The following is a 20851-nucleotide window of genomic DNA, read 5'->3' on the forward strand; positions in this document are numbered from 1 at the left end:
TGGTCGTACAAATCTCCGCCCGGAGCCCCGAACTCGCCCTGGTCGAACACCGCCGTGTCGGGGGCCGCCTCCTCCTCGTCGGCGGTCACCGCCTCAAGATATTGCGGACGGCCCTGGCGCTTCAGATGCGCCACCACATGCTCCACTTCCTCGTCCGAGCAGAACGGCCCGTGCACGCGCGTGATCCGCCCGCCGCCGGCCATGTACAGCATGTCGCCCTGGCCCAGAAGCTGCTCCGCTCCCATCTCGCCGAGAATGGTGCGAGAGTCGATCTTCGAGGTCACCTGGAACGAGATGCGGGTCGGGAAGTTCGCCTTGATCGTGCCGGTGATCACGTCCACGCTTGGGCGTTGCGTCGCCAGGATCACATGGATGCCCGCCGCTCTGGCCATCTGCGCCAGACGCTGGATCGCCCCTTCGATCTCCTTGCCCGCCACCATCATCAGGTCAGCCATCTCGTCGACGATCACCACGATGTAAGGCAACGGCTCGAGATCCATCACCTCGTCCTCGTACACCGCCTCGCCGGTCTCGCGGTCGAAGCCGGTCTGCACCGTGCGGGTGATGGTCTCGCCCCTGGCCTTGGCCTCGGAGACGCGGGCGTTGAAGCCGTCGATGTTGCGCACCCCGAGCTTGGACATCTTGCGATAGCGGTCCTCCATCTCGCGCACCGCCCATTTCAAGGCGATCACCGCCTTCTTCGGGTCGGTGACGACCGGGGTGAGCAGATGCGGGATGCCGTCATAGACCGAGAGCTCGAGCATCTTCGGGTCGACCATGATCAGGCGGCACTCGGCCGGGGTCATGCGGTAGACCAGGGACAGGATCATGGTGTTGATCGCCACCGACTTGCCCGAGCCGGTGGTGCCGGCGACTCGCGCAGGTAGACGGTCTCGCGCTTGTGGTTGGGCAGCTCGATGCCGATGGCGTTGCGACCCTGGACCACGGCGACGCGGGCCGAGACCGCGCTCATCGAGCGGGCGATGTCGTCCGCCAGCGAGATCACCCGCGACGACTTCGTTCCAGGCGCAGGCTCCAGCTCATACAACGTCACTACAGGGCCGGGGCTCACCTTGGTGATCGCACCGCGCACGCCGAAATCCTCCAATGTGCCTTCGAGCAGATTGGCGTTCTGCTCCAGTGCTTCCGCCGAGATGAGCGGCGCGGATGATTTCTTCGGCTCGGCCAGCAGGCTCAGCTGCGGCAGCTGATAATTCTCTTCGTCGAGCAGCGAGGGCTGTGCCTCGCGGGCCATGCGCTTGCCGGGCTTCGGCGCCGTGGGCACGGGCCCGACGCGGGCCGAGACAGGCTCCGGCCGCATGGCGGCACGGGGCACGGCCTGCGGCACGGGCTCATCGTCATAAGCATCGTCTTCGTCGTCATAGGCCGGAGCGGGCGCGGTCCGCGACGGACGGGCCGAAGGCGCGTCGAGTACGGGCTCGCGGCGCACCGCTCCGTCGCGGCCCGAGCGGCGAGGAGCGGGGGCGGCTTCGTATTCCTCGTCCTCGACGGGCGCATGACGGCGCTCGCTCCAGCGGCGCGCGGCGGCGCGAAGACTCATCGCCCCATGGGCGAGGGCCCCCAGGGATACGATGCCCCAGCCGGGCTCGTCGTGGCTGCCATCGTCGGGATCGTCCAGATCGGCGATCTGGCGGCGCTTTGCCGGACGGGGACGCTCTTCCTCCTCCGGCTCGTCGTAGTGATGGTCCTCGTTGGGGCTGATGCCGCAGGCGGCGGTTAGGCACAGGATCGCGATGCCCGCGAAGAGGAAGCCGAGAACGGCGCTGGCCGAGCCGCTGGAGAGGCCGGTGACGGCCTTGGCACCGGTGAGAATCGCATCTCCCGCGACGCCGCCGAGGCCTGTCGGGAGCGGCCAGCGATCGGTGGCGGGCATGGCGCTCGCAAGCGCGGTGGCCGCGCTCGCCCCCATGACCCAGAGGACGAATCGCAGCTGCAGGCGGCCGAGCTCACCCGATTTCATGAGGCGCCAGCCCCACAGCGCCAGAGGCAGCACCGCCGCGATGGCGCCAAGGCCCAGAAGCTGCATCAGAAGGTCCGCCACGATGGCGCCGGGCCAGCCGAGCATGTTGCGGACGGGAATATCGGTGGCGTTGTTGAGGCTCGGATCATCAACCGACCAGGTGGCGAGCGCCACCGCCACCGCACCGGCGGCGGCAACGAGGCACAGGCCGGTCAATTCCTGCGTCCGGCGGGCGATAAAAGCCCGCAACGCGCTGAAAAGGCCGTCATAGGCGGAAGAGGAGGAACGGCGGGCCGAACGCATCAAACCACTCTGAAAAACGGATAAAGACAGACGAACATGCCGGGAGTTTAGAGGGGGCGGGTTAAGGGGCTATTAACCGTGTCGGGGCTTCTGCGCAGTTGACGCGAAGGTCCGGAAGGAGGAGTGTCCCGGCCATGACGCGCAAGGACACCATTTCCGGCTGGAAGCGCGCCGCTCTCGCGGCGCTGGTGGCCTATGCGCTCGTGCTGCAGACGGTCCTGGTTTCCTTGAGCGGCGCGGCCCATGCGGCTGAAGCAGCCGGGCCCCAGGGCATCCTCTGCCTTCAAGACGGACAGGCCCGGCCCGATCACGATCCGGCCAAGGCCCATGACGGGCTGTGCTGCATCCTCAGCTGCCATCATGCAGGAACGGGCGGTCCGCTTTCCGAAGCTGTTTCCCTGGAACAGCCGCTTGCCGTCGTGCTCATTGCGCACGGGCCTGTCGTCTCTTCGCATTCACCCGTTACCTCGACCATTCTTCCTGTCGGATCGCGCGCCCCGCCGCGCCTCGGCTGATTGCTTCTCGTCGATCACCCGAATTCTCACAGGACATGTCTCATGTTGTCGTCTCGTATCCGCGGTGCGCTGGTCGCAGCCGCTTTCACCGCCATTTCCGCGCCTGCTTTCGCCCATGTCTCGTTCGAGACGGCGCAGGCCACTCCGAACTCCACCTACAAGGCCATCTTGCGCATTCCTCACGGCTGTGACGGACAGCCGACGCTGAAAGTGCGCGTGCGCATTCCCGAGGGCGTCGTCGCGGTGAAGCCGATGCCGAAAGCAGGCTGGAAGCTCGAGACCACGAAAGGCGCTTACGTGCGCGCCTATCAGGTGCATGGAGAAACCGTCTCCGAAGGGATCACCGACATCGTCTGGACCGGTTCGCTCGACGATGCCTTCTATGACGAGTTCGTGTTCCAGGCGCGCTTCACCGATGCGTTTCAGCCCGGCGCGACGGTGTATTTCCCCGTGGTGCAGGAATGCGAAAAAGGCACCGAGGAATGGGTGCAGGTTCCCGCCGCCGGAGAGGATCCGCACAAGCTCGCCATGCCCGCGCCGGGCGTGAAGATCGCAGCCGCTGCGAATGCCGCGCCAGCCGCGCAGAAGATCGGTGCGCTCACCATCGAGCAGCCCTGGTCGCGCGCCACGCCTGCCGGTGCGAAAGTGGGCGGCGGCTATGTGCGCATCACCAACACCGGAACGGAGACGGATCGCCTGATCGGCGGCTCGTTCCCCAATGCATCGCGCGTCGAGGTGCATGAGATGAAGTTGGAAAACGACGTCATGCGCATGAAGCAGGTTGCGGGCGGGCTCGAGATCAAGCCCGGAGCCACTGTGGAACTGAAGCCCGGCAGCTATCATCTCATGTTCATGGATCTGAAGACGCCGCTCGCCGAAGGCCAGAGCGTGAAGGGCACGCTCGTGTTCGAGAAGGCCGGAACGGTGAATGTGGAATACACCGTGCGCGGCATGGGCGGCGCTCCTGCCGCCGCCGAGCACAAGCATTAAGGGAGAGAACGGATGGCCTTCAAACGCTCGCTTCTCATTCCGCTCGTGGTGTTTCTCGCAGGACTCGGCATTCTGCTCACCACGGCTTTGTTCATCTTCCAGCCCGCGACGCAGCAAGCTCTCGGAAAGGTGCCGATCGGTGGGCCGTTCCGCCTGACATCGCACGAAGGCAAGCCGTTCACCGATGCTGATTTGAAGGGCAAGCCCTTCGCCGTGTTCTTTGGCTTCACCCATTGCCCGGAAGTGTGCCCGACCACGCTCTACGATCTCACGCAGGATCTGGAATCGTTAGGGAAGGATTCGGACAAGCTGCGTGTGGCGTTCATCAGCGTCGATCCCGAACAGGATACGCCGGAGCTGATGAAGACCTATCTGTCATCCTTCGATCCGCGCATCGTCGGTTTGACGGGCACGAACGAGGAAATCGCAGCGGTGGCGAAGGCCTACAAGATCTATTACCGCAAGGTGCCCACCGACAGCGGCTACACCATGGATCACTCGGCCACGATCTTCCTGATGGACAGCAAGGGCGACTTCTACGGCACGTCGAATTTCCAGGAGACGGCCGAGATCAGACGCAAGAAGCTTCAGCAGCTGATCAAGAACGGGTGATCTTTCGCAAGCGTCATCCCGGGGCTGCGTCAGCAGAACCCGGGATCGCATGACAAGAATGGCGCCTTCTCCTGAAGACGATCCCGGATCTTCGCTATGCTTCGTCCGGGATGACGCGATTTGAATGATCATAAGAAAAGCCCCGGCCTTGCGGTCGGGGCTTTTCCTTTTTGAGCCTCTGGAAGGCTTCGTTGCGCATCGGGCATTTCGCCCGATGCGATTTTATTTGGCTTAGTAGTTGTAGGCGCGCTCGCCGTGGGCTGCGAGGTCGAGACCTTCGCGCTCGGCATCCTGGGTGACGCGCAGGCCCGTGATCAGGTCGACGATCTTGAAGAGCACCACGGAGCCGATGCCGGTCCACACCAGGGTGATGACGACGGCGATGATCTGCGTCCACACCTGGCCGCCGATGCTGTACTCGCCGACGCCGTAGCCGCCGAGCGAGGGAGCGGCCACGATGCCCGTGCCGATGGCGCCGATGATGCCGCCGATGCCGTGGATGCCGAACACGTCGAGCGCGTCGTCATAGCCGAGAGCATTCTTGAGCGAAGTCACCGCGAAGTAGCAGGCCGCACCGGCCACGAGGCCGAGCACGATGGAGCCCATCGGGCCGGAAAGACCGGCAGCCGGCGTGATGGCGACGAGGCCTGCAACGGCGCCCGATGCGATGCCGAGCAGCGAGGCCTTGCCCTTGCCGATGGCTTCGACGCCCATCCAGGCAAGGCCGGCAGCGGCCGGAGCGAGGATGGTGTTCAAGAGCGCGAGAGCGGCACCGCCCGTGGCCTCTAAGTTCGAGCCGGCATTGAAGCCGAACCAACCCACCCACAGAAGGCAGGCGCCGACGAAGGTGAGGGTGAGCGAGTGCGGCGCCATCAGGTCGCGGCCATAGCCGATGCGCTTGCCGACAAGGAGAGCGCCGACGAGGCCGGCAACGCCCGAGTTGATGTGCACCACCGTGCCGCCCGCGAAGTCGAGAGCGCCGAGGCCGAAGAGATAGCCCTCGGAGAACCACACCATGTGCGCGATCGGCAGATAGATGAAGGTGAACCACAGGGCGGTGAAGAGCATCACGGCCGAGAACTTGATGCGTTCGGCGAAGGCGCCGACGATCAGGGCGGGCGTGATGCACGCGAAGGTCAGCTGGAAGGCAACGAAGGTGAATTCCGGAATCGCGACGCCTTTGGTGAAGGTGTCGGCGGTGGTTTCACCGGTCACGCCGGCCAGGAACACCTTCGAGAAGCCGCCGATGATGGCGCCGAGCGTGCCTTCGCCGCCGGAGGTGAAAGCGAGCGAGTAGCCGTAGAACACCCAGAGGATGGCGACGAGGGAGAATACCGCGAAGACCTGCATGAGAACGGAGAGCATGTTCTTGGTGCGCACGAGGCCGCCATAGAACAGCGCGAGGCCCGGAATCGTCATGAGGATCACGAGGATCGTCGAGATGAGCATCCAGGTGGTGTCACCCTTGTTGACGGTGGGGGCGGCGTCTTGCGCCAAAGCGGGTTCAAGAGCCGCAAGGCTCACAGCGAGCGCGCCGAGCGCGGGAAAGATGGAACGGAACTTCATCGGATCGGAACTCCGGAAAACCAGTGAGAAGGATTAAAGGGCGTCGGAATCGGTCTCGCCCGTGCGGATGCGGACCGCTTTCTCGAGCGAGGTGACGAAGATCTTGCCGTCGCCGATCTGGCCCGTGCGGGCAGCGGCCGTGATCGCGTCGATCACCTTCGGCACAAGGTCGGACGCTACGGCGACCTCGATCTTGAGCTTCGGCAGGAAGCTCACGGCGTATTCGGCGCCACGATAGATTTCCGTATGGCCCTTCTGCCGGCCGTATCCCTTCACCTCGGTCACGGTGAGGCCGTGCACGCCCAGAGCGGTGAGCGCGTCACGCACCTCCTCCAGCTTGAACGGCTTGATGACCGCCATCACGATTTTCATGGGTCTTGCCCCCTTTGAGACGCTGACCCGAACCTTCGGGCCATGGTTTCCAACTGAACCCGCCTGCTCGGGCGGTGTCGGGAAGGGGATATGCAAGGAACGTGCCAAGCCTGTCTAAGCAGGAGGCAACACCCCTGCCTCTTTCATAGGCAGGGGTGGGTTGGCCAGAAAACGTCCTGTTTGATTAATTTTTAAGCAGCTGCCTTCCTAGGCAGAACGGTCGCGGATCAAGCCTTCCTGGGCGACCGAGGCAACGAGCGTGCCGTCCTGCCTGAAGATCAGGCCGCGGGAGAAGCCACGGGCGCTCGAAGCGTTGGGCGTGTCCTGTGCGTAGAGCAGCCATTCATCGGCGCGGAAGGGACGGTGGAACCACATGGCGTGGTCGAGGCTCGCTCCCTGGATGGTCGGATCGAAGACGGTGCGGCCATGGGGAATGAGCGACGTGTCGAGGAGCGTCATGTCGGAGGCGTAGGCGAGGACGGATTGGTGGATCGCCGGATCGTCGGGCAGGCTGCCCGTGGTCTTGATCCACACATGGAAACGCGGCTCGCCTGGATCGCGCGAGGTGTAGCGGGTAAGCTCCACGGGGCGAATCTCCAGCGGGCGCTCGCGCTCGTAATAGGTGCGCATGGGCTCCGGCATCTTGAGCAGCAGGCCGCCCTTCACCTCTTCCTCGGAGGGAAGCTCATCGGGGCCCGGCACCTTCGGCATCTCGGCCTGATGCTCGAAGCCGCCTTCATCCACCTGGAACGAGGCCGACATGGCGAAGATCGCCTGGCCGTGCTGGGTCGCCACCACGCGGCGGGTCGCGAAGCTCTTGCCGTCGCGGATGCGGTCCACGTCGTAGATGATCGGGATCTTGGGATCGCCCGGCAGCATGAAATAGCAATGGAGCGAGTGGGGATGGCGTCCGTCCACCGTGCGGGTGGCGGCGACCAGCGACTGGCCGATCACCTGTCCGCCGAAGACCCGTTGCCAGCCGCTCTTCGGGCTCTGGCCGCGAAACAGGTTCACCTCGAGCTGTTCGAGGTCGAGAATGGAAAGCAGGTCTGTCACGGCGCGGGACATGGATCGGTCATCCTCATCAAAAGAAGCGTCATCCATCGGCGAGCGGCGCACGAACGTCAAGCTTGACGCTGGTCAATGGATCGCTGAAACCCAACGTATAGGGTTCGATCAAGTTGGCCTCCAAGTTGGCCTTAGGGAGACGATGATGGGTGCAGCAGGCATGGAGCGGTCGCGCATCGTGATTGCAGGCGGCGGATTGGCCGGCCTGTCCCTGTCGCTTGCCCTCAAGCGCGCGCTGGCGGACGGCGTCGACGTGGTGATGTGCGATCCGGCGCTCACCCGCGATCCCCATGGCGACCGGCGCTCCTATGCCATCGCTGCTGCCGCCAAGCGGATGTTCCAGGCGCTCGGCATCTGGGACCGGGTCGCCGACAAGGCCCAGCCCATACTCGACATGGTGATCACCGATTCGAGCCTGCAGGATCCCGTGCGCCCCACTTATCTCACCTTCGAGGGGGCCGTGGAGGGCGAAGTCTTTGCCCATATGGTGACGGCCGGCGATCTGACAGCGCTTCTGCTCGAGGCATGCAAGGATGCCGGCGTGACCTTGAGGCCGGAGGGGGTGAAGGGCTTCTCCGTGCAAGGCTCGCGCACCGATGTGGTGATGACGGGCGGCGAGACGATTTCCGCCGCTCTGCTCGTGGCCGCCGATGGCGCGCGCTCGCGCCTGCGCGAACAGGCGGGAATAGGCTGGATCTTCTGGCCCTATCATCAGTCCGGCATCGTCGCGACGATCTCCCACGAGCGCGATCACGAGGGTAGGGCGGTGGAGCATTTCCTGCCGGCCGGCCCCTTCGCCATCCTGCCCCTGAAGGCCGAGGTCCGTCCCGACGGCACTGTTCAGCACCGTTCCTCCATCGTCTGGAGCGAGCGCAGCGCGAACGTGCCCGCATTGCTTGAATCCCATCCGGAGGATCTTCTGACGGAACTCGAAAAGCGTTTCGGTCTCCAGCTCGGCAAGATCGCCTTCGAGACCAAGCCGCAGGCCTATCCGCTCGCTTTCGGCGTGGCGCGCTCCTTCGTGGCCGAGCGCCTGGCCCTGCTGGGCGACGCGGCGCATCTCATCCATCCCATTGCGGGCCAAGGGCTCAATCTCGGCCTGCACGACGTGGCGGTCCTGGCGGAGATCATCACCGATGCCATGCGCCTGGGTCAGGATCCCGGCGGCGCCGATGTGCTCATGCAATACGAGCACGCCCGCCGGGCGGACATCACCGCCATGGGGATCGTCACGGATGGGTTGAACCGGCTATTCTCGAACGATGTCCTGCCGGTTCGCCTGATCCGCGATTTCGGCCTGGGACTGGTCGACCGGATGCCGGGCCTGAAGCGCTTCTTCATCCGCGAGGCGGCGGGCTTGAGCCGTCCCGAAGCGCCACGGCTTCTGAAAGGCGAAGCTCTTTGAGAAGAGGATCAGGTTCGCGCGGACCGAATCCTTACGGCAGGCCTTAGCGGAAGCTCACCCTTCATGCCCCATTAACTGTCTTCCCAGGTCGGGAAGCGACAGTTTCTTCTTACGAGACCTGGATCTCAGCAGGCCAGCCACCGCAAATTTGCAAAGGTGTGGCGAAAATATGCAGCAGAGGCCCTTCCGCTATCATATGAAATAACATATCAAATACCGTCCCTTTCATATGATTCCGGAATATCGCGATGCCCGTGTTCTACGATCCGTCGAGCCCTCCCCCGGCCGGACAAGTCAACCTCACCACCAACGACATCACGTATTTCGGCGTGTCGGTCACGAATCTTACCGCAGGGCAGGATGCGATCCATGCTTCGGGCATTCAGGACATCAACATCCTTCCCGGCAGCACGATTCGCGGTGAGAATGACGCCATCGAGTTCACGTCGACGGGCACAACGGCCAATGCAAACAAGGTCTTCAACACGGGCGGCCTGATCTGGGGCGGCACGGGTGCCGGCATCAACTTCTCTGCGGGCGGTGAAGGCCAGGTGATGAACCAGGGCTCGATCATGGGCGAGACGGGCATCAAGATGTCCGGCACCGGCCGTCTTGAGGTCTACAACTCCGGCATGATCAGCACCACGGGCAAGGCCGTGATCGGCGGCGGCGGCAATGACCGGGTTGTGAATACCGGCATCATCCGCACCACCACACCCGGAGGCGTCGCCATCGACCTTGGTGCGGGCGACGACATCTATGATGGCGCCGGCGGCAGCGTGATCGGCAAGATCGTGCTCGGCAGCGGCAACGACAAGGCCTATGGCAGCTCCGGGTCGGAAACCTTCTCCGGCGGCGCGGGCAACGACACCATCGATGGCGGCGCCGGTGTCGATACGGTCGATTATTCCGATGCCACCAGCGACATTACCGTGGATCTGAGAACCACGACCCAGCAAAACATCGGCGGCGGACATAACAGCGACACGCTGACCAACATCGAAAACATCGTCGGCGGTCAGCACAACGATTCCATCACAGGCAGCGCTGCCGACAACCTTCTCGAGGGCGGCCTTGGCGCCGACACACTCGATGGCGGCCAGGGCAACGACACGCTCGATGGCGGCGACGGCGAAGACACCGTCACCTATTTTGGTTCGAATGCAGTCAAGGTCGATCTGAACGAAACTGGACCCCAAAACACTTCAGGCTCGGGTATGGATGTCCTGAAGAACATTGAAAACGTCCAAGGCGGCAGCAATGCCGATACGATCAGCGGCAGCAATGGCAACAACAAGCTGCATGGCTGGAGCGGCGCTGACGTTCTCGATGGCCGTGAAGGCAACGACACCCTGGACGGCGGCGAAGGCGCCGACAGCCTCATCGGCGGCATCGGCCTCGACAAGCTGATCGGCGGCAACGGCAACGACACTCTCTGGGGCGGCGATGGCAGCGACATCCTGGAAGGCGGCGCCGGCAACGACATGGCCGTATTCTCGGGCTCCAGGGACAGTTACACCATCAGCGTGACGACCGGCGACGAGGACACCAGCTACACGGTCACGCACAAGATTCCGGATCCGGATGACGCGACCCATACCATCGAAGGAGCGGGTGGCACCGACATGCTCAAGGGCATCCGTGTGCTCAAATTCACCGGCGCCACCGACGCCACGACCGACGATGTTCTCTACGCGCTCACCAATTCCGCCGTTCCGACCAATCTGAGCCTGTCGATGGCATCGAACAGTTGGGTCAACAGCAGTGGCGTCAAGGAGAATGCAACCAAGGATACGGCGGTCGCAACGCTAGCCGCGACGGACGCCGATGGCGATGCGCTGACCTATACCTTACAGGATAACCCGTACTTCAAGCTCGATGAAGACGGTCGCACCATCCGCGTCAAGGAAGACGGAAAGCTGAATTTCGAGTCTCTCACGAGCGGCGTTTCATTCGCCTTCACGCTCAAGATCACAGTGACCGACGGCATCAAGAATCTCAACGATGGCGCCATGGTGGGCACCGCCACGCGGGATTTTGTGCTCAATCTCATCAATGACATGACCGAGACCGCAAATGTCGTTCGCTATGGGACGAATGCCAGCCAGCAGGTCGTTGGCGAATATGGCAACGATCGCGTCTATGGCCGTGGCGGCAATGACAGTGTTTTTGGCCGCAAAGGCAACGACATGCTCTACGGCGATGACGGCAACGATTATGTCCTGGGCGGCGATGGAAGCAGCGGTGCTGGGCTGATCGGCACAGGGAACGATACGCTCTATGGCGGTAACGGCAACGACACGCTGTTTGGTGGTGACGGCAACGATCTGCTCTACGGCGGCAACGGTAAGGATGCGCTGTACGGCGGGGCCGGGTACGATACGTTCATTTTTGATGTGCGTCCCAATGTGAGGACAAATCTGGACAACATCGCCGATTTCAATCCACGCTACGACACGATCAAATTGTCCTCCGCAGCCTTCAAGATCTCCAAGGGCACTTTGAAGAGCGGTGCGTTCGTCGTAGGCAATGCCTTCAAGCAATCAGACGACCGTATCCTCTATCTCAAGTCGCAGGGCGCGCTCTTCTACGATCCGGATGGTTCGGGCAAGGCCGCTGCAATCCAGTTCGCGAGCATCACCAAGAATCTGGCTTTGACCTACAAAGACTTCATCATCTTCTAAGGAAGTCCCAAAAGAAAAGGCCCGGCTCACATCTGTGCCGGGCCTTCGACTATGAAGGGCTGGAGGAAACTCCAGCCTATTCTATTGGTACGGCGCTTACTTCTTGGCGCGCTCGACGGCCTCCATGATGAGGCGGCGTGCTTCCGCAGCATCGCCCCAGCGGATGATCTTGGCCCACTTGCCGGGTTCCAGATCCTTGTAGTGCTCGAAGAAATGCTCGATCTGCTTCAAGGTGATCTCGGGCAGGTCCTTGTAGTTCTGCACCCGGTCATAGCGCTGGGTGAGCTTGCTGGACGGAACAGCAATGATCTTCTCATCCTGGCCGCCATCATCCTCCATCACGAGAACGCCGACGGGACGCACGTTCATGACGGCGCCGGGCGCGATGGCGCGGGTGTTGGCAACCAGCACGTCGCATGGGTCGCCGTCGCCCGACAGGGTGTGGGGGATGAAGCCGTAGTTTCCGGGGTAACGCATGGCGGTGTACAGGAAGCGGTCGACGAAGAGGGCACCCGACTCCTTGTCCATCTCGTATTTGATGGGCTCGCCGCCGAGCGGCACTTCGATGACGACGTTCACGTCCTCAGGCGGGTTCTTTCCAATCGGGATCGCATCAAGGCGCATAGAACTGTTCTCCGGAACAAGGCTTGAGGCATTGGCTGGGTGAAGACGGTTCTGTTTCACCCACCAATGCAGCAAAATGAAGCCCTCGGGCCTTGGGAGGCTCCTGGAGGCTTTGGCGCTTCCTAGCCGGAGAGAGCTCGCGCAACAAGAACCAAAAAGCGGTTTTCAGCGAAAGAGATAGGCCACTTTAGCCAGAGGAGTGCCGCCGATGCGCTCCTGCACATGGGCGACGCTGCGTCCGCCGAGCCCCTCGTAGAAGGCGCAGGCCCGCTCGTTCTCCGCGAGCGCCCACACCGCCACACGCGACATGTCCGCATGGCGCAGGTCGTTCAGAACGGCCTTGAACAGGCGTCGGCCGAGCCCGATGCCCTGGTATTCGGGCAGGAGATAGATCTCGTCGATCTCCCCGTCTGCCGGCAGCGACCGGTCCCGGCAACGGCCGTAAGAAGCGTAACCCGCGATGCCCTGTCCGATATCGAGCACCACCAACGGACGTCCCCGGGTGACCGTGGAGCGCCACCAGTGCTCGCCACGCCGGGCGAACATCTTGTCGAGCGTTATGCCGGGAATTATGCCGAGATAGGCTTCGCGCCAGGCGGCGTCGAACACCTTCGAGAGGGCCGGAGCATCGTCCGGCTTGGCGTGGCGGATACTGACGAGAAGGTCGCTCATGGTTTCGGCAAAGGCTTGAGAGGCAATGAAAAGAGCTTCGCAGGATCATGGTTAACGAGCCGTTAACGGACGCGAAACAGGGCCTAGCCAAGCGCAGGTTCTTTAAGCAAAAAGAGGGACATGGATCACGAGCCAAAACGACGCATGCCGGGAGACTTCCAGGCAAGGGGCATCACGCCAACAGGCCAGGCGGAATGATGGCTATGGGAAACAACGTGTTGGATCTTATCTCCGTAGAGCAGATCCCCGACCAGAATGCAGCGCTTGGACTTGCTGCAAGATATGCGGCGGCACGCCAGCCCTTTGGCTCCTATCGAGCCGACCGGCTTATAGGGTCGATCGCGGGACAGGTTCAGCGTGGGCATTATGGGTTTGCCATCCGAGCCGGCATCATCGCCGGCTATGTCGGTTGGGCCCTTTGCGAGCCTGCAACCGCAAGAGAGTGGATCGAAGGCGGGCGAGTGCCCACGCCGGATCAATGCAACCAAGGCGATATGGTGGTTGTGCTCATGGTCATTGCCGACGACCCGCAGGTTCTGCGGCGGCTGCACGCCTATCTGCGAACGAATAATCCCGGCAGAGACTACATCGGGCGTCGTGCGCAGCGGCCCGGCGATCCCGTGCGTCGCGGACGAATCGGCTTGAAGACTCACGCCGCATCATAGGTCAGACGCCGCTTCCCGGTTCGTTTATCGACGCTTCTCAAGTTTAGTCCTCAATTGAGGAAGGCTTATCCTTCAAAGCCAAGGTCGATGCGGTTGCGATCACGATAAGTTTTTTGCGCTAACGGAAATTTATAATATATCGGCTTCAAGCGACGCTACGGAATATCGTTTCAGAAAAGAAATTCTTTGAAGCCGCTAAGGGGAAAATTGATGGCTCTCATGACTTTGACCATTGCCGAGTATTTTGCGCTCACCGAGGCTCCTCCTGCCGGAACCCAGATTGCCATCGTCGACGTTTCGACGAATATCAGCGCCTTGAGCCCGGTTCAGATCGCCGGCATGGCTGCAAGCGGCGTCATTTCCTTCGACGCCACGGATGATGTGCTGCGGTTGACCCTTACCCAGCTCGATGCACTGAACGGCATCAAGCTGACAGCCGCCGACAAGGTCGCGCTCGTCGATACCGATGCAGTCATGGAGGGGCTGACGACCAAGCCGCAGCTGGTCGAGCTTGTGGCCAAGGGAGTCGATATCCTTAGCGCTTCTGATGGAACGTTCCGGATAACTGGCGGTATAGCCACCATCATCGCGACCGCGCCGGAAGCCAATCTGAGTTTCGATGACGCCGATCTCGTAACACTGGAAGCCGACACAAAGTTGGGCATCGGAGTCCTTCCAGAGCACATCCCCATCCTGTCGACCAAAGGCCTGGATGTGATCGATTCCACCACCAACAAGATCGGTGGAGTCAACATATGGGGACAAAGTGTCTTCGATGTCGAAATAGCTCTTGCTCTCGCCGACTCGAGAATCCGTTTCGCAGCCGACGATGTCGTGACCTTGATGGATACCAGCTCGAACTTTGCGGGCCTCACCGCCGAGAACCTGATCGCGTTCGGAAACAAGGGTATCGATGCGCTCGATGCCATGGACGACAAGCTGACCCTGTCCCTCGACCAATTCAGGGCGCTGGGCACGATCGCCCTGACTGCCGGTGATCACGTCACCCTGGATCTCAGCGCGCTCGAACTCTCGACTCTGAGCAATGCCGAGATCGCCGCGGTTGCCGGAAAAGGCATCGATACCGTCGCTCTCAGCACTTCCGGGCAATCACTGTCGTCGCTCAGTGCTGCCAGCATGGCGGGATTGGCGGCCCGGGGCGTGAACCTCATCAACGCCACAGACAACGTCCTGTCTCTGTCGCTGGCTCAGTACAATGCCATGGGTGCCATGGCGCTGAGCGCGGAGGATGCGGTCACTCTTTCCGTCACCAATGCGGAGCTGAATGCTCTCACGGACCCACAGATTGCTGAGGCAGAAGCCAAGGGTGTCGACCGGCTGACATTGAGAGATACGAGCACGGTTCTGGGGGGCCTTACGGCCGAACAGGTGACGGCTCTCTCGGCAAGAGGCATCGATGTGCTGGATGCGATCGACAACAAGCTCACACTCTCGTTGGCCCAGTACAACGCATTGGGGACACTACAGCTGTCCTCCGATGATGTCGTGACAATCTCCGCCAATGCCAATGCGGCCCTCACCAAGGGCGGCCACCATCTGATCCTGACCGGCACCGCCATCCGCGGCACCGGCAACAGCCTCAACAACACGATCACGGGCAATCTCTACGCAAACATCATCGATGGCGGCAAAGGCATCGACCGCATGCAGGGCGGAGCCGGCAATGACACGTATTACGTTGATAACTCTCGAGACGTTGTGGTGGAAAGCTCCAGCGGCGGCACTGCGGATCATGTCGTTACCTATGCCAGTTATACGCTCGCGAATTATGTCGAAAACCTCACGGCGGCCGGCTCCTCTGCGATCAGCCTGACCGGCAACACGCTCGCCAATGTGATCAAGGGCAATGCTGCCGCCAACACGATCAATGGCGGCTTTGGCAACGACAAGCTGTATGGTGGCAAGGGCAAAGATATCTTTGTGTTCAACACGGCGCTGAGCGCCTCGAAGAACAAGGATCTGATCCTCGACTGGGTGACGAAGGACGACACGATCAAGTTGGAGAACGCGATCTTCAAGGCGCTGAAGAAGACGGGCACGCTCAGCAAGTCGTTCTTTACCGTCGGCGCTAAGGCAGCCGATAAGGACGACTATATCGGCTACAACAAGCTGACCGGCGACGTTTGGTACGATGCCAACGCCAACAAGTCGGGCGGTCAGATCGTCTTCGCCAATGTCGGCAAGAACAAAGGCCTCACCCACGCCGATTTCATCGTATTCTGAAGAAGTCTGCTGAGTTCAGCGGAAAATGCCACCGCTGAACTCAATCCGTCTCGCGACGCTGCTCATATCGCGGATGTGCAGGCTGTGCTGCGCGCTTATTTCCTTCGAAAATCAGAGATTTTGAGCTTGCCTCAACCGTCGAGCCTCGTCCTCACGGAGCCTCACGCAGAGATGAAGCGGCGCAGATTGTCGCAAACAGCTTTGTGAACGAGTGCATAGACCAAGCACTGTTTACCGAACGTTATCACGTCATTAAAACAATGCACGCGGCGAATCCCCTAAGCGAGATCGTCCCGAGATCAGTATTAAAAGGAATTGCTCATGGCTACGCCCGTTCTCTGGGGTTCCCAGTTTCAGATCAACACCACCGGTGCCGGTTTTCAGACGATACCGAAGGTTGTCACGCTTCCCAATGGAACATCAGTCGTGATCTGGCGGGATATTCAGGGCAGTGCAGAAACCGGGGTTACCGAGAGCATACGAGGTCAGATCCTGAACGCGGATGGGACCAAGCAAGGCGGGGAATTCACTGTCAATTCGACCACCGGCGGCACGAAATTCAGCCCTTCGATTGCGGTCCTGAACGATGGGCGCTTCGTTGTGGCCTGGACCGATGGCAGCGGAGCAGGCGGAGAGCAGGGCCTCGGCATTCGCGCCCGCGTCTTCAAGATGGATGGCACTCCTGTCGATTATGACTTCCGGGTGAATGGCAGCGCTGCAGATCCAGCGGCGATGGATCAGGTCGCTCCCTCGGTCACCGCTTTGGCGAATGGGGGATTCGCCATTTCTTATACGGATTATTTCAACGGGGATGGCTCCGGTCGCGGGATCAAGTCGCAGACCTACAATGCCAGCTTGGAAAAGATCCGAGACGAGGTTTACGTCAATGGAACGACGGCCGGGAACCAATCGGGCTCCATTAGTCTTGGGCTGAAAAATGGGCGCCAGGTCATCATTTATGCAGACGAGAGCAATAGCCCCGATGATGCGTCCCCTTATACCGTGAGAGCGCGGATCATCGACGCCGAAGGCAGACCGACTCCAGGTGTAGACGATTTCGTTGTGCCCAGTTCCAGAGATGCCAAGCTGCAGCCCTCGGCAACGCTGCTCAAGGATGGCCGCTTCGTCGTTGTCTGGGAGCATATCGGTAATCGGACCGGCGATGGCTCGGAAATGTGCGTCAAGGCCCAGATCTTCAACGAAGACGGTACACCCTCTGGTGGGGAGTTCGTCGTCAACACGACGACGGCCGGGCGGCAAATGCTGCCCGTCGTTGCTGCAACAGCGGATGGCGGCTTCGCGGTTACATTCTTGGATAACTCGGCTGGCGTCGCAGAAAAACTGGACCTTCGAATGACCACATTCGATGCCCATGGCACGCGTTCAGGTCCCGATACAATCATCGCTACGGTTAAGAACGGTCCTTTCAAAGGCGGCCTCACAACAATGGCCGATGGCCGTTTGATGGCCACTTGGCAAAGCCAGGAAGCCGACGGCGATTTGAACGTTTGGGGCCAGATCGTCGACCCTCGTAGCGGGCCTGTGGTTTACAACGGAACGGCCGGAAACGACCAGTATGGTGGCACGAGATGGAACGACGTGCTTAGAGGCGCCGGAGGCAACGACCGGCTGATCGGTGACGCCGGCAACGATGTTCTCGACGGCGGGACCGGCAATGACGTGATGAACGGTGGCGTCGGCAACGATACCTATTACGTGGACAGCGCGCTCGACAGCATCATCGATTCCTCGGGCGTCGATACGGTCGTAACCTACATCAGCTATACCCTGGCGAGTTTCCTCGAGAACCTCACTGCTTCAGGCTCCTCGGCTATCAGCCTGGCCGGCAATGGCGCGAGCAACGTGATCACCGGCAATGCCGCCGCCAATACGATCAAGGCCTATGGCGGCAATGACAAGATAAATGGCGGCTATGGCAACGATAAGCTCTATGGCGGCACGGGGCGCGACATCTTCGTGTTCAACACAGCCCTGCACAGCTCGCGCAACAAGGACTGGATCTACGACTTCGTAGCGAAGGACGATACGATCTACCTGGAGAACGCGATCTTCAAGGCGCTGAAGAAGACGGGCACGCTCAGCAAGTCGTTCTTTACCGTCGGCGCTAAGGCAGCCGATAAGGACGACTATATCGGCTACAACAAGCTGACCGGCGACGTTTGGTACGATGCCAACGCCAACAAGTCGGGTGGGCAATATTTCTTTGCCAATGTCGGCAAGAACAAGGGTCTCACCGCCGCAGACTTCGTCGTGATTTAACGAAAAGTCCGGGCGAGATCATCTCGTCCGGGCTTAGAATGCAAAACGCCCGCTCCTCATGTGAAGAGCGGGCGTTTTTGTTTATTGGCTTACGCAGCCCTTAGGCCGCGAGCTGGCGCAGCACGTAGTGCAGGATGCCGCCGTTGCGGAAGTATTCGACTTCCTCGAGCGTATCGATGCGGCAGAGCACGGGAACGCGCTTCACCGAGCCGTCGGCGTAGGTGATTTCCATGTCCGTGATCTGGCGCGGCTTCAGGTCGCCGGCGAGGCCCTTGAGGGTGATGGTTTCATCGCCCTTCAGGCCAAGCGACGCCCAGGAGGTGTCGCCCTGGAACACGTAAGGCGCAACGCCCATGCCGACGAGGTTCGAACGGTGGATGCGCTCGAAGCTCTCGGCGATCACGGCGCGCACGCCGAGGAGGTTCGTGCCCTTGGCCGCCCAGTCGCGGGACGAGCCGGTGCCGTATTCCTTGCCTGCGAGGATGACGAGCGGAACGCCCTCGTCCTTGTAGCGCATGGCGGCATCGTAGATGAACATCCGCTCGCCGGAGGGCTGGTGGATGGTGTAGCCGCCTTCGACCACGTTGCCAGCATCGTCCTTCACCATCTGGTTCTTGATGCGGATATTGGCGAAGGTGCCGCGCATCATGACCTCGTGGTTGCCGCGACGGGTGCCGTACTGGTTGAAGTCGGCAACGCGCACCTGATGCGACTGTAGGTATTCACCGGCCGGCGAAGCGGCGCGAATGTTGCCTGCGGGCGAGATGTGGTCGGTGGTGATCGAGTCCTGGAAGAGGCCGAGGATGCGCGCGTTCACGATGTCCGTGACGGGCTTCGGCTCCTTGGTCATGCCCTCGAAGTAAGGCGGGTTCTGCACATAGGTCGAACCCATGTCCCACTCGTAGGTCAGGCCCGGCTCGAAGGTCACCTTCTTCCAGTTGGCGTCACCGGCGAACACGTCGGAATAGCGGGTCTTGAACAGCTCGCTCGTGATCGTGCGGTCGATGAACTCCTGCACCTCGGCCGAGGACGGCCAGATGTCCTTGAGGTACACCGGTTTGCCGTCCGAACCCGTGCCGAGCGGATCCTTCGTGAGGTCCACCAGCATGGAGCCGGCGAGAGCGTAGGCCACCACCAGCGGAGGCGAGGCGAGGTAGTTCGCGCGCACGTCCGGGTTCACGCGGCCTTCGAAGTTGCGGTTGCCCGAGAGCACCGATACGGCCACGAGGTCATTGTCGTTGATCGCCTTCGACACATTCTCCGGCAGGGGACCCGAGTTGCCGATGCAGGTGGTGCAGCCGAAGCCGACGAGGTTGAAGCCCAGCGCATCCAGGTCGCCCTGGAGGCCTGCCTTCTTGAAGTATTCCTCGACGATCTGCGATCCGGGCGCGAGCGAGGTCTTCACCCACGGCTTGGACTTCAGGCCCTTGGCGACGGCGTTGCGGGCGAGAAGGCCCGCGCCGATCATCACGCTCGGGTTCGAGGTGTTGGTGCACGACGTGATCGCCGCGATCACCACATCGCCGTGGCCGAGATCGAAGTTGGAATCCTCGACCTTGAAGCGCTGGCTGATGTCGCCGGCCTTGCGGAATTCCTTCTCCATGGCGCCGAGGAATTCGGGCTTGGAGGTGTCGAGGGTCACGCGGTCCTGCGGACGCTTGGGACCTGCGAGCGAGGGAACCACGTCGCCGAGGTCGAGCTCGAGGGTGTCGGTGAAGACCGGGTCGGCCATGTCGGGGTTAAGCCACATGCCCTGCGCCTTGGCGTAAGCCTCGACGAGAGCCACGCGCTCATCCGTGCGGCTGGTGGTGCGCAGGTAATCGATGGTCTTCTGGTCGACGGGGAAGAAGCCGCAGGTGGCGCCGTATTCGGGAGCCATGTTGCCGATGGTCGAACGGTCGGCAACCGACATGTCGGTGAGGCCGGGGCCGTAGAATTCCACGAACTTGCCGACCACGCCCTTCTTGCGCAGCATCTGGGTGACGGTGAGCACGAGGTCGGTCGCGGTCACGCCTTCCTTCAGCTTGCCCGTGAGCTTGAAGCCGATGACTTCGGGGATGAGCATGGAAACCGGCTGGCCGAGCATGGCGGCCTCGGCCTCGATGCCGCCCACGCCCCATCCGAGAACGGCAAGGCCGTTGACCATGGTGGTGTGCGAATCGGTGCCGACGAGGGTGTCCGGATAGGCCACTTCCTCACCCGTGGCGACATCCTTGCGGGTCCACACGGTCTGGGACAGGAATTCCAGGTTCACCTGGTGGCAGATGCCGGTGCCGGGGGGAACGACCGAGAAGTTCTCGAATGCGGTCTGGCCCCACTTGAGGAAGCGGTAGCGCTCGCCGTTGCGCTGGTATTCCAGCTCCACGTTGCGGTCGAAGGCCTTCGGGGTGCCGAACTCGTCCACGATCACCGAGTGGTCGATGACCAGATCCACGGGCACGAGCGGGTTGATCTTGCGCGGGTCGCCGCCGAGGTTCTTCATGGCGTCGCGCATGGCGGCGAGGTCGACCACGGCGGGAACGCCGGTGAAGTCCTGCATCAGCACGCGGGCGGGACGATAGGCGATTTCCTTCTCGTCCTTGCCCTTGTTGTTCAGCCATGCGGCCACGGCCTCGATGTCGGCCTTGGTGACCGTGCGGCCGTCCTCGTAGCGGAGCAGGTTCTCGAGCAGCACCTTCATGGAGAAGGGAAGCTTGGAGGCACCCGTCAGGCCGTTTTTCTCGGCCTCGACGAGGGAGTAATAGGTGTAGGTCTTGTCGCCGACTTTAAGGGTCTGGCGGGCATTGAAGCTGTTATTGAGCGTCACGGCGAATCCTCGCGTGCATTGGGTTACGAACGAACAGTTTGTTCGGCCGAAGGCGCGAAATGCG

General features: G+C 61.7%; 14 protein-coding genes and 1 pseudogene. 8 read left to right on the forward strand and 7 right to left on the reverse strand.

Features of this window, described 5'->3' with window-relative positions:
* Nucleotides 1-2284, reverse strand: a pseudogene (locus tag MJ639_RS07250) (FtsK/SpoIIIE family DNA translocase); the annotation flags it as partial.
* A 134-nt stretch (nt 2285-2418) separates the two neighbouring features.
* Here MJ639_RS07250 and MJ639_RS07255 point away from each other — a divergent pair.
* From MJ639_RS07255 to MJ639_RS07265, 3 genes are read left to right on the forward strand one after another with little or no spacing between them, the layout of a single operon-like run.
* On the forward strand, nt 2419-2799 hold the full coding sequence (locus MJ639_RS07255) for a hypothetical protein (protein ID WP_243369756.1): 381 nt from the start codon (nt 2419-2421) through the stop codon (nt 2797-2799).
* A gap of 42 nt (nt 2800-2841) precedes the next feature.
* The gene (locus MJ639_RS07260) at nt 2842-3789 is read left to right on the forward strand and encodes a DUF1775 domain-containing protein (protein ID WP_243369758.1); all 948 of its coding nucleotides are present in this window, start codon (nt 2842-2844) and stop codon (nt 3787-3789) included.
* A gap of 12 nt (nt 3790-3801) precedes the next feature.
* Nucleotides 3802-4401: an SCO family protein gene (locus MJ639_RS07265; RefSeq protein ID WP_243369760.1), complete on the forward strand. Its 600-nt coding sequence runs from the start codon at nt 3802-3804 to the stop codon at nt 4399-4401.
* Nucleotides 4402-4632: 231 nt separating this feature from the next.
* Here the strand turns inward: MJ639_RS07265 and MJ639_RS07270 are convergent, their stop codons facing one another.
* From MJ639_RS07270 to tesB, 3 genes are all read right to left on the reverse strand, one after another.
* The gene (locus MJ639_RS07270; protein ID WP_243369762.1) at nt 4633-5967 is read right to left on the reverse strand and encodes an ammonium transporter; all 1335 of its coding nucleotides are present in this window, start codon (nt 5965-5967) and stop codon (nt 4633-4635) included.
* A gap of 33 nt (nt 5968-6000) precedes the next feature.
* Nucleotides 6001-6339, reverse strand: a complete 339-nt coding sequence (locus tag MJ639_RS07275; protein WP_243369764.1) for a P-II family nitrogen regulator — start codon at nt 6337-6339, stop codon at nt 6001-6003.
* 207 nt (nt 6340-6546) lie between these two features.
* Nucleotides 6547-7407, reverse strand: coding sequence for an acyl-CoA thioesterase II (tesB, locus tag MJ639_RS07280; RefSeq protein WP_243369766.1), 861 nt, complete (start codon nt 7405-7407; stop codon nt 6547-6549).
* A 145-nt stretch (nt 7408-7552) separates the two neighbouring features.
* Here tesB and MJ639_RS07285 point away from each other — a divergent pair, with 145 nt between their 5' ends.
* Together MJ639_RS07285 and MJ639_RS07290 are read left to right on the forward strand one after the other, a co-directional pair.
* The gene (locus MJ639_RS07285) at nt 7553-8812 is read left to right on the forward strand and encodes a ubiquinone biosynthesis hydroxylase (RefSeq protein ID WP_423790774.1); all 1260 of its coding nucleotides are present in this window, start codon (nt 7553-7555) and stop codon (nt 8810-8812) included.
* 248 nt (nt 8813-9060) lie between these two features.
* Nucleotides 9061-11496: a calcium-binding protein gene (locus tag MJ639_RS07290; RefSeq protein WP_279306561.1), complete on the forward strand. Its 2436-nt coding sequence runs from the start codon at nt 9061-9063 to the stop codon at nt 11494-11496.
* A gap of 96 nt (nt 11497-11592) precedes the next feature.
* On the opposite strand, the gene ppa is transcribed toward MJ639_RS07290, so the two are convergent.
* The gene (gene ppa / locus MJ639_RS07300) at nt 11593-12120 is read right to left on the reverse strand and encodes an inorganic diphosphatase (RefSeq protein WP_243369769.1); all 528 of its coding nucleotides are present in this window, start codon (nt 12118-12120) and stop codon (nt 11593-11595) included.
* Nucleotides 12121-12285: 165 nt separating this feature from the next.
* A complete protein-coding gene (locus MJ639_RS07305; protein WP_243369771.1) occupies nt 12286-12792 on the reverse strand; it encodes a GNAT family N-acetyltransferase in 507 nt (168 codons plus the stop codon).
* Between the two features lie 215 nt (nt 12793-13007).
* Between MJ639_RS07305 and MJ639_RS07310 the strand changes: the two genes are divergently transcribed.
* From MJ639_RS07310 to MJ639_RS07320, 3 genes are all read left to right on the forward strand, one after another.
* Complete coding sequence (locus MJ639_RS07310) at nt 13008-13457, forward strand: hypothetical protein (protein ID WP_243369772.1); 450 nt, start codon at nt 13008-13010, stop codon at nt 13455-13457.
* Nucleotides 13458-13667: 210 nt separating this feature from the next.
* Nucleotides 13668-15701, forward strand: coding sequence for a calcium-binding protein (locus tag MJ639_RS07315; protein ID WP_243369773.1), 2034 nt, complete (start codon nt 13668-13670; stop codon nt 15699-15701).
* 321 nt (nt 15702-16022) lie between these two features.
* Complete coding sequence (locus MJ639_RS07320; RefSeq protein WP_243369775.1) at nt 16023-17981, forward strand: calcium-binding protein; 1959 nt, start codon at nt 16023-16025, stop codon at nt 17979-17981.
* A 100-nt stretch (nt 17982-18081) separates the two neighbouring features.
* Here the strand turns inward: MJ639_RS07320 and acnA are convergent, their stop codons facing one another.
* Nucleotides 18082-20787: an aconitate hydratase AcnA gene (acnA, locus tag MJ639_RS07325; RefSeq protein WP_243369777.1), complete on the reverse strand. Its 2706-nt coding sequence runs from the start codon at nt 20785-20787 to the stop codon at nt 18082-18084.
* Nucleotides 20788-20851: the final 64 nt, after the last annotated feature.

This window comes from Microvirga solisilvae, from assembly GCF_022808595.1.
GTDB lineage: Bacteria > Pseudomonadota > Alphaproteobacteria > Rhizobiales > Beijerinckiaceae > Microvirga > Microvirga solisilvae.

Bases quoted from the DNA above. Each gene is read 5' to 3' on its own strand.
- MJ639_RS07255 (WP_243369756.1), top strand. From the start codon at position 2,419: ATGACGCGCAAGGACACCATTTCCGGCTGGAAGCGCGCCGCTCTCGCG.
- MJ639_RS07260 (WP_243369758.1), top strand. From the start codon at position 2,842: ATGTTGTCGTCTCGTATCCGCGGTGCGCTGGTCGCAGCCGCTTTCACC.
- MJ639_RS07265 (WP_243369760.1), top strand. From the start codon at position 3,802: ATGGCCTTCAAACGCTCGCTTCTCATTCCGCTCGTGGTGTTTCTCGCA.
- MJ639_RS07270 (WP_243369762.1), bottom strand. From the start codon at position 5,967: ATGAAGTTCCGTTCCATCTTTCCCGCGCTCGGCGCGCTCGCTGTGAGC.
- MJ639_RS07275 (WP_243369764.1), bottom strand. From the start codon at position 6,339: ATGAAAATCGTGATGGCGGTCATCAAGCCGTTCAAGCTGGAGGAGGTG.
- tesB (WP_243369766.1), bottom strand. From the start codon at position 7,407: ATGTCCCGCGCCGTGACAGACCTGCTTTCCATTCTCGACCTCGAACAG.
- MJ639_RS07285 (WP_423790774.1), top strand. From the start codon at position 7,553: ATGGGTGCAGCAGGCATGGAGCGGTCGCGCATCGTGATTGCAGGCGGC.
- MJ639_RS07290 (WP_279306561.1), top strand. From the start codon at position 9,061: ATGCCCGTGTTCTACGATCCGTCGAGCCCTCCCCCGGCCGGACAAGTC.
- ppa (WP_243369769.1), bottom strand. From the start codon at position 12,120: ATGCGCCTTGATGCGATCCCGATTGGAAAGAACCCGCCTGAGGACGTG.
- MJ639_RS07305 (WP_243369771.1), bottom strand. From the start codon at position 12,792: ATGAGCGACCTTCTCGTCAGTATCCGCCACGCCAAGCCGGACGATGCT.
- MJ639_RS07315 (WP_243369773.1), top strand. From the start codon at position 13,668: ATGGCTCTCATGACTTTGACCATTGCCGAGTATTTTGCGCTCACCGAG.
- MJ639_RS07320 (WP_243369775.1), top strand. From the start codon at position 16,023: ATGGCTACGCCCGTTCTCTGGGGTTCCCAGTTTCAGATCAACACCACC.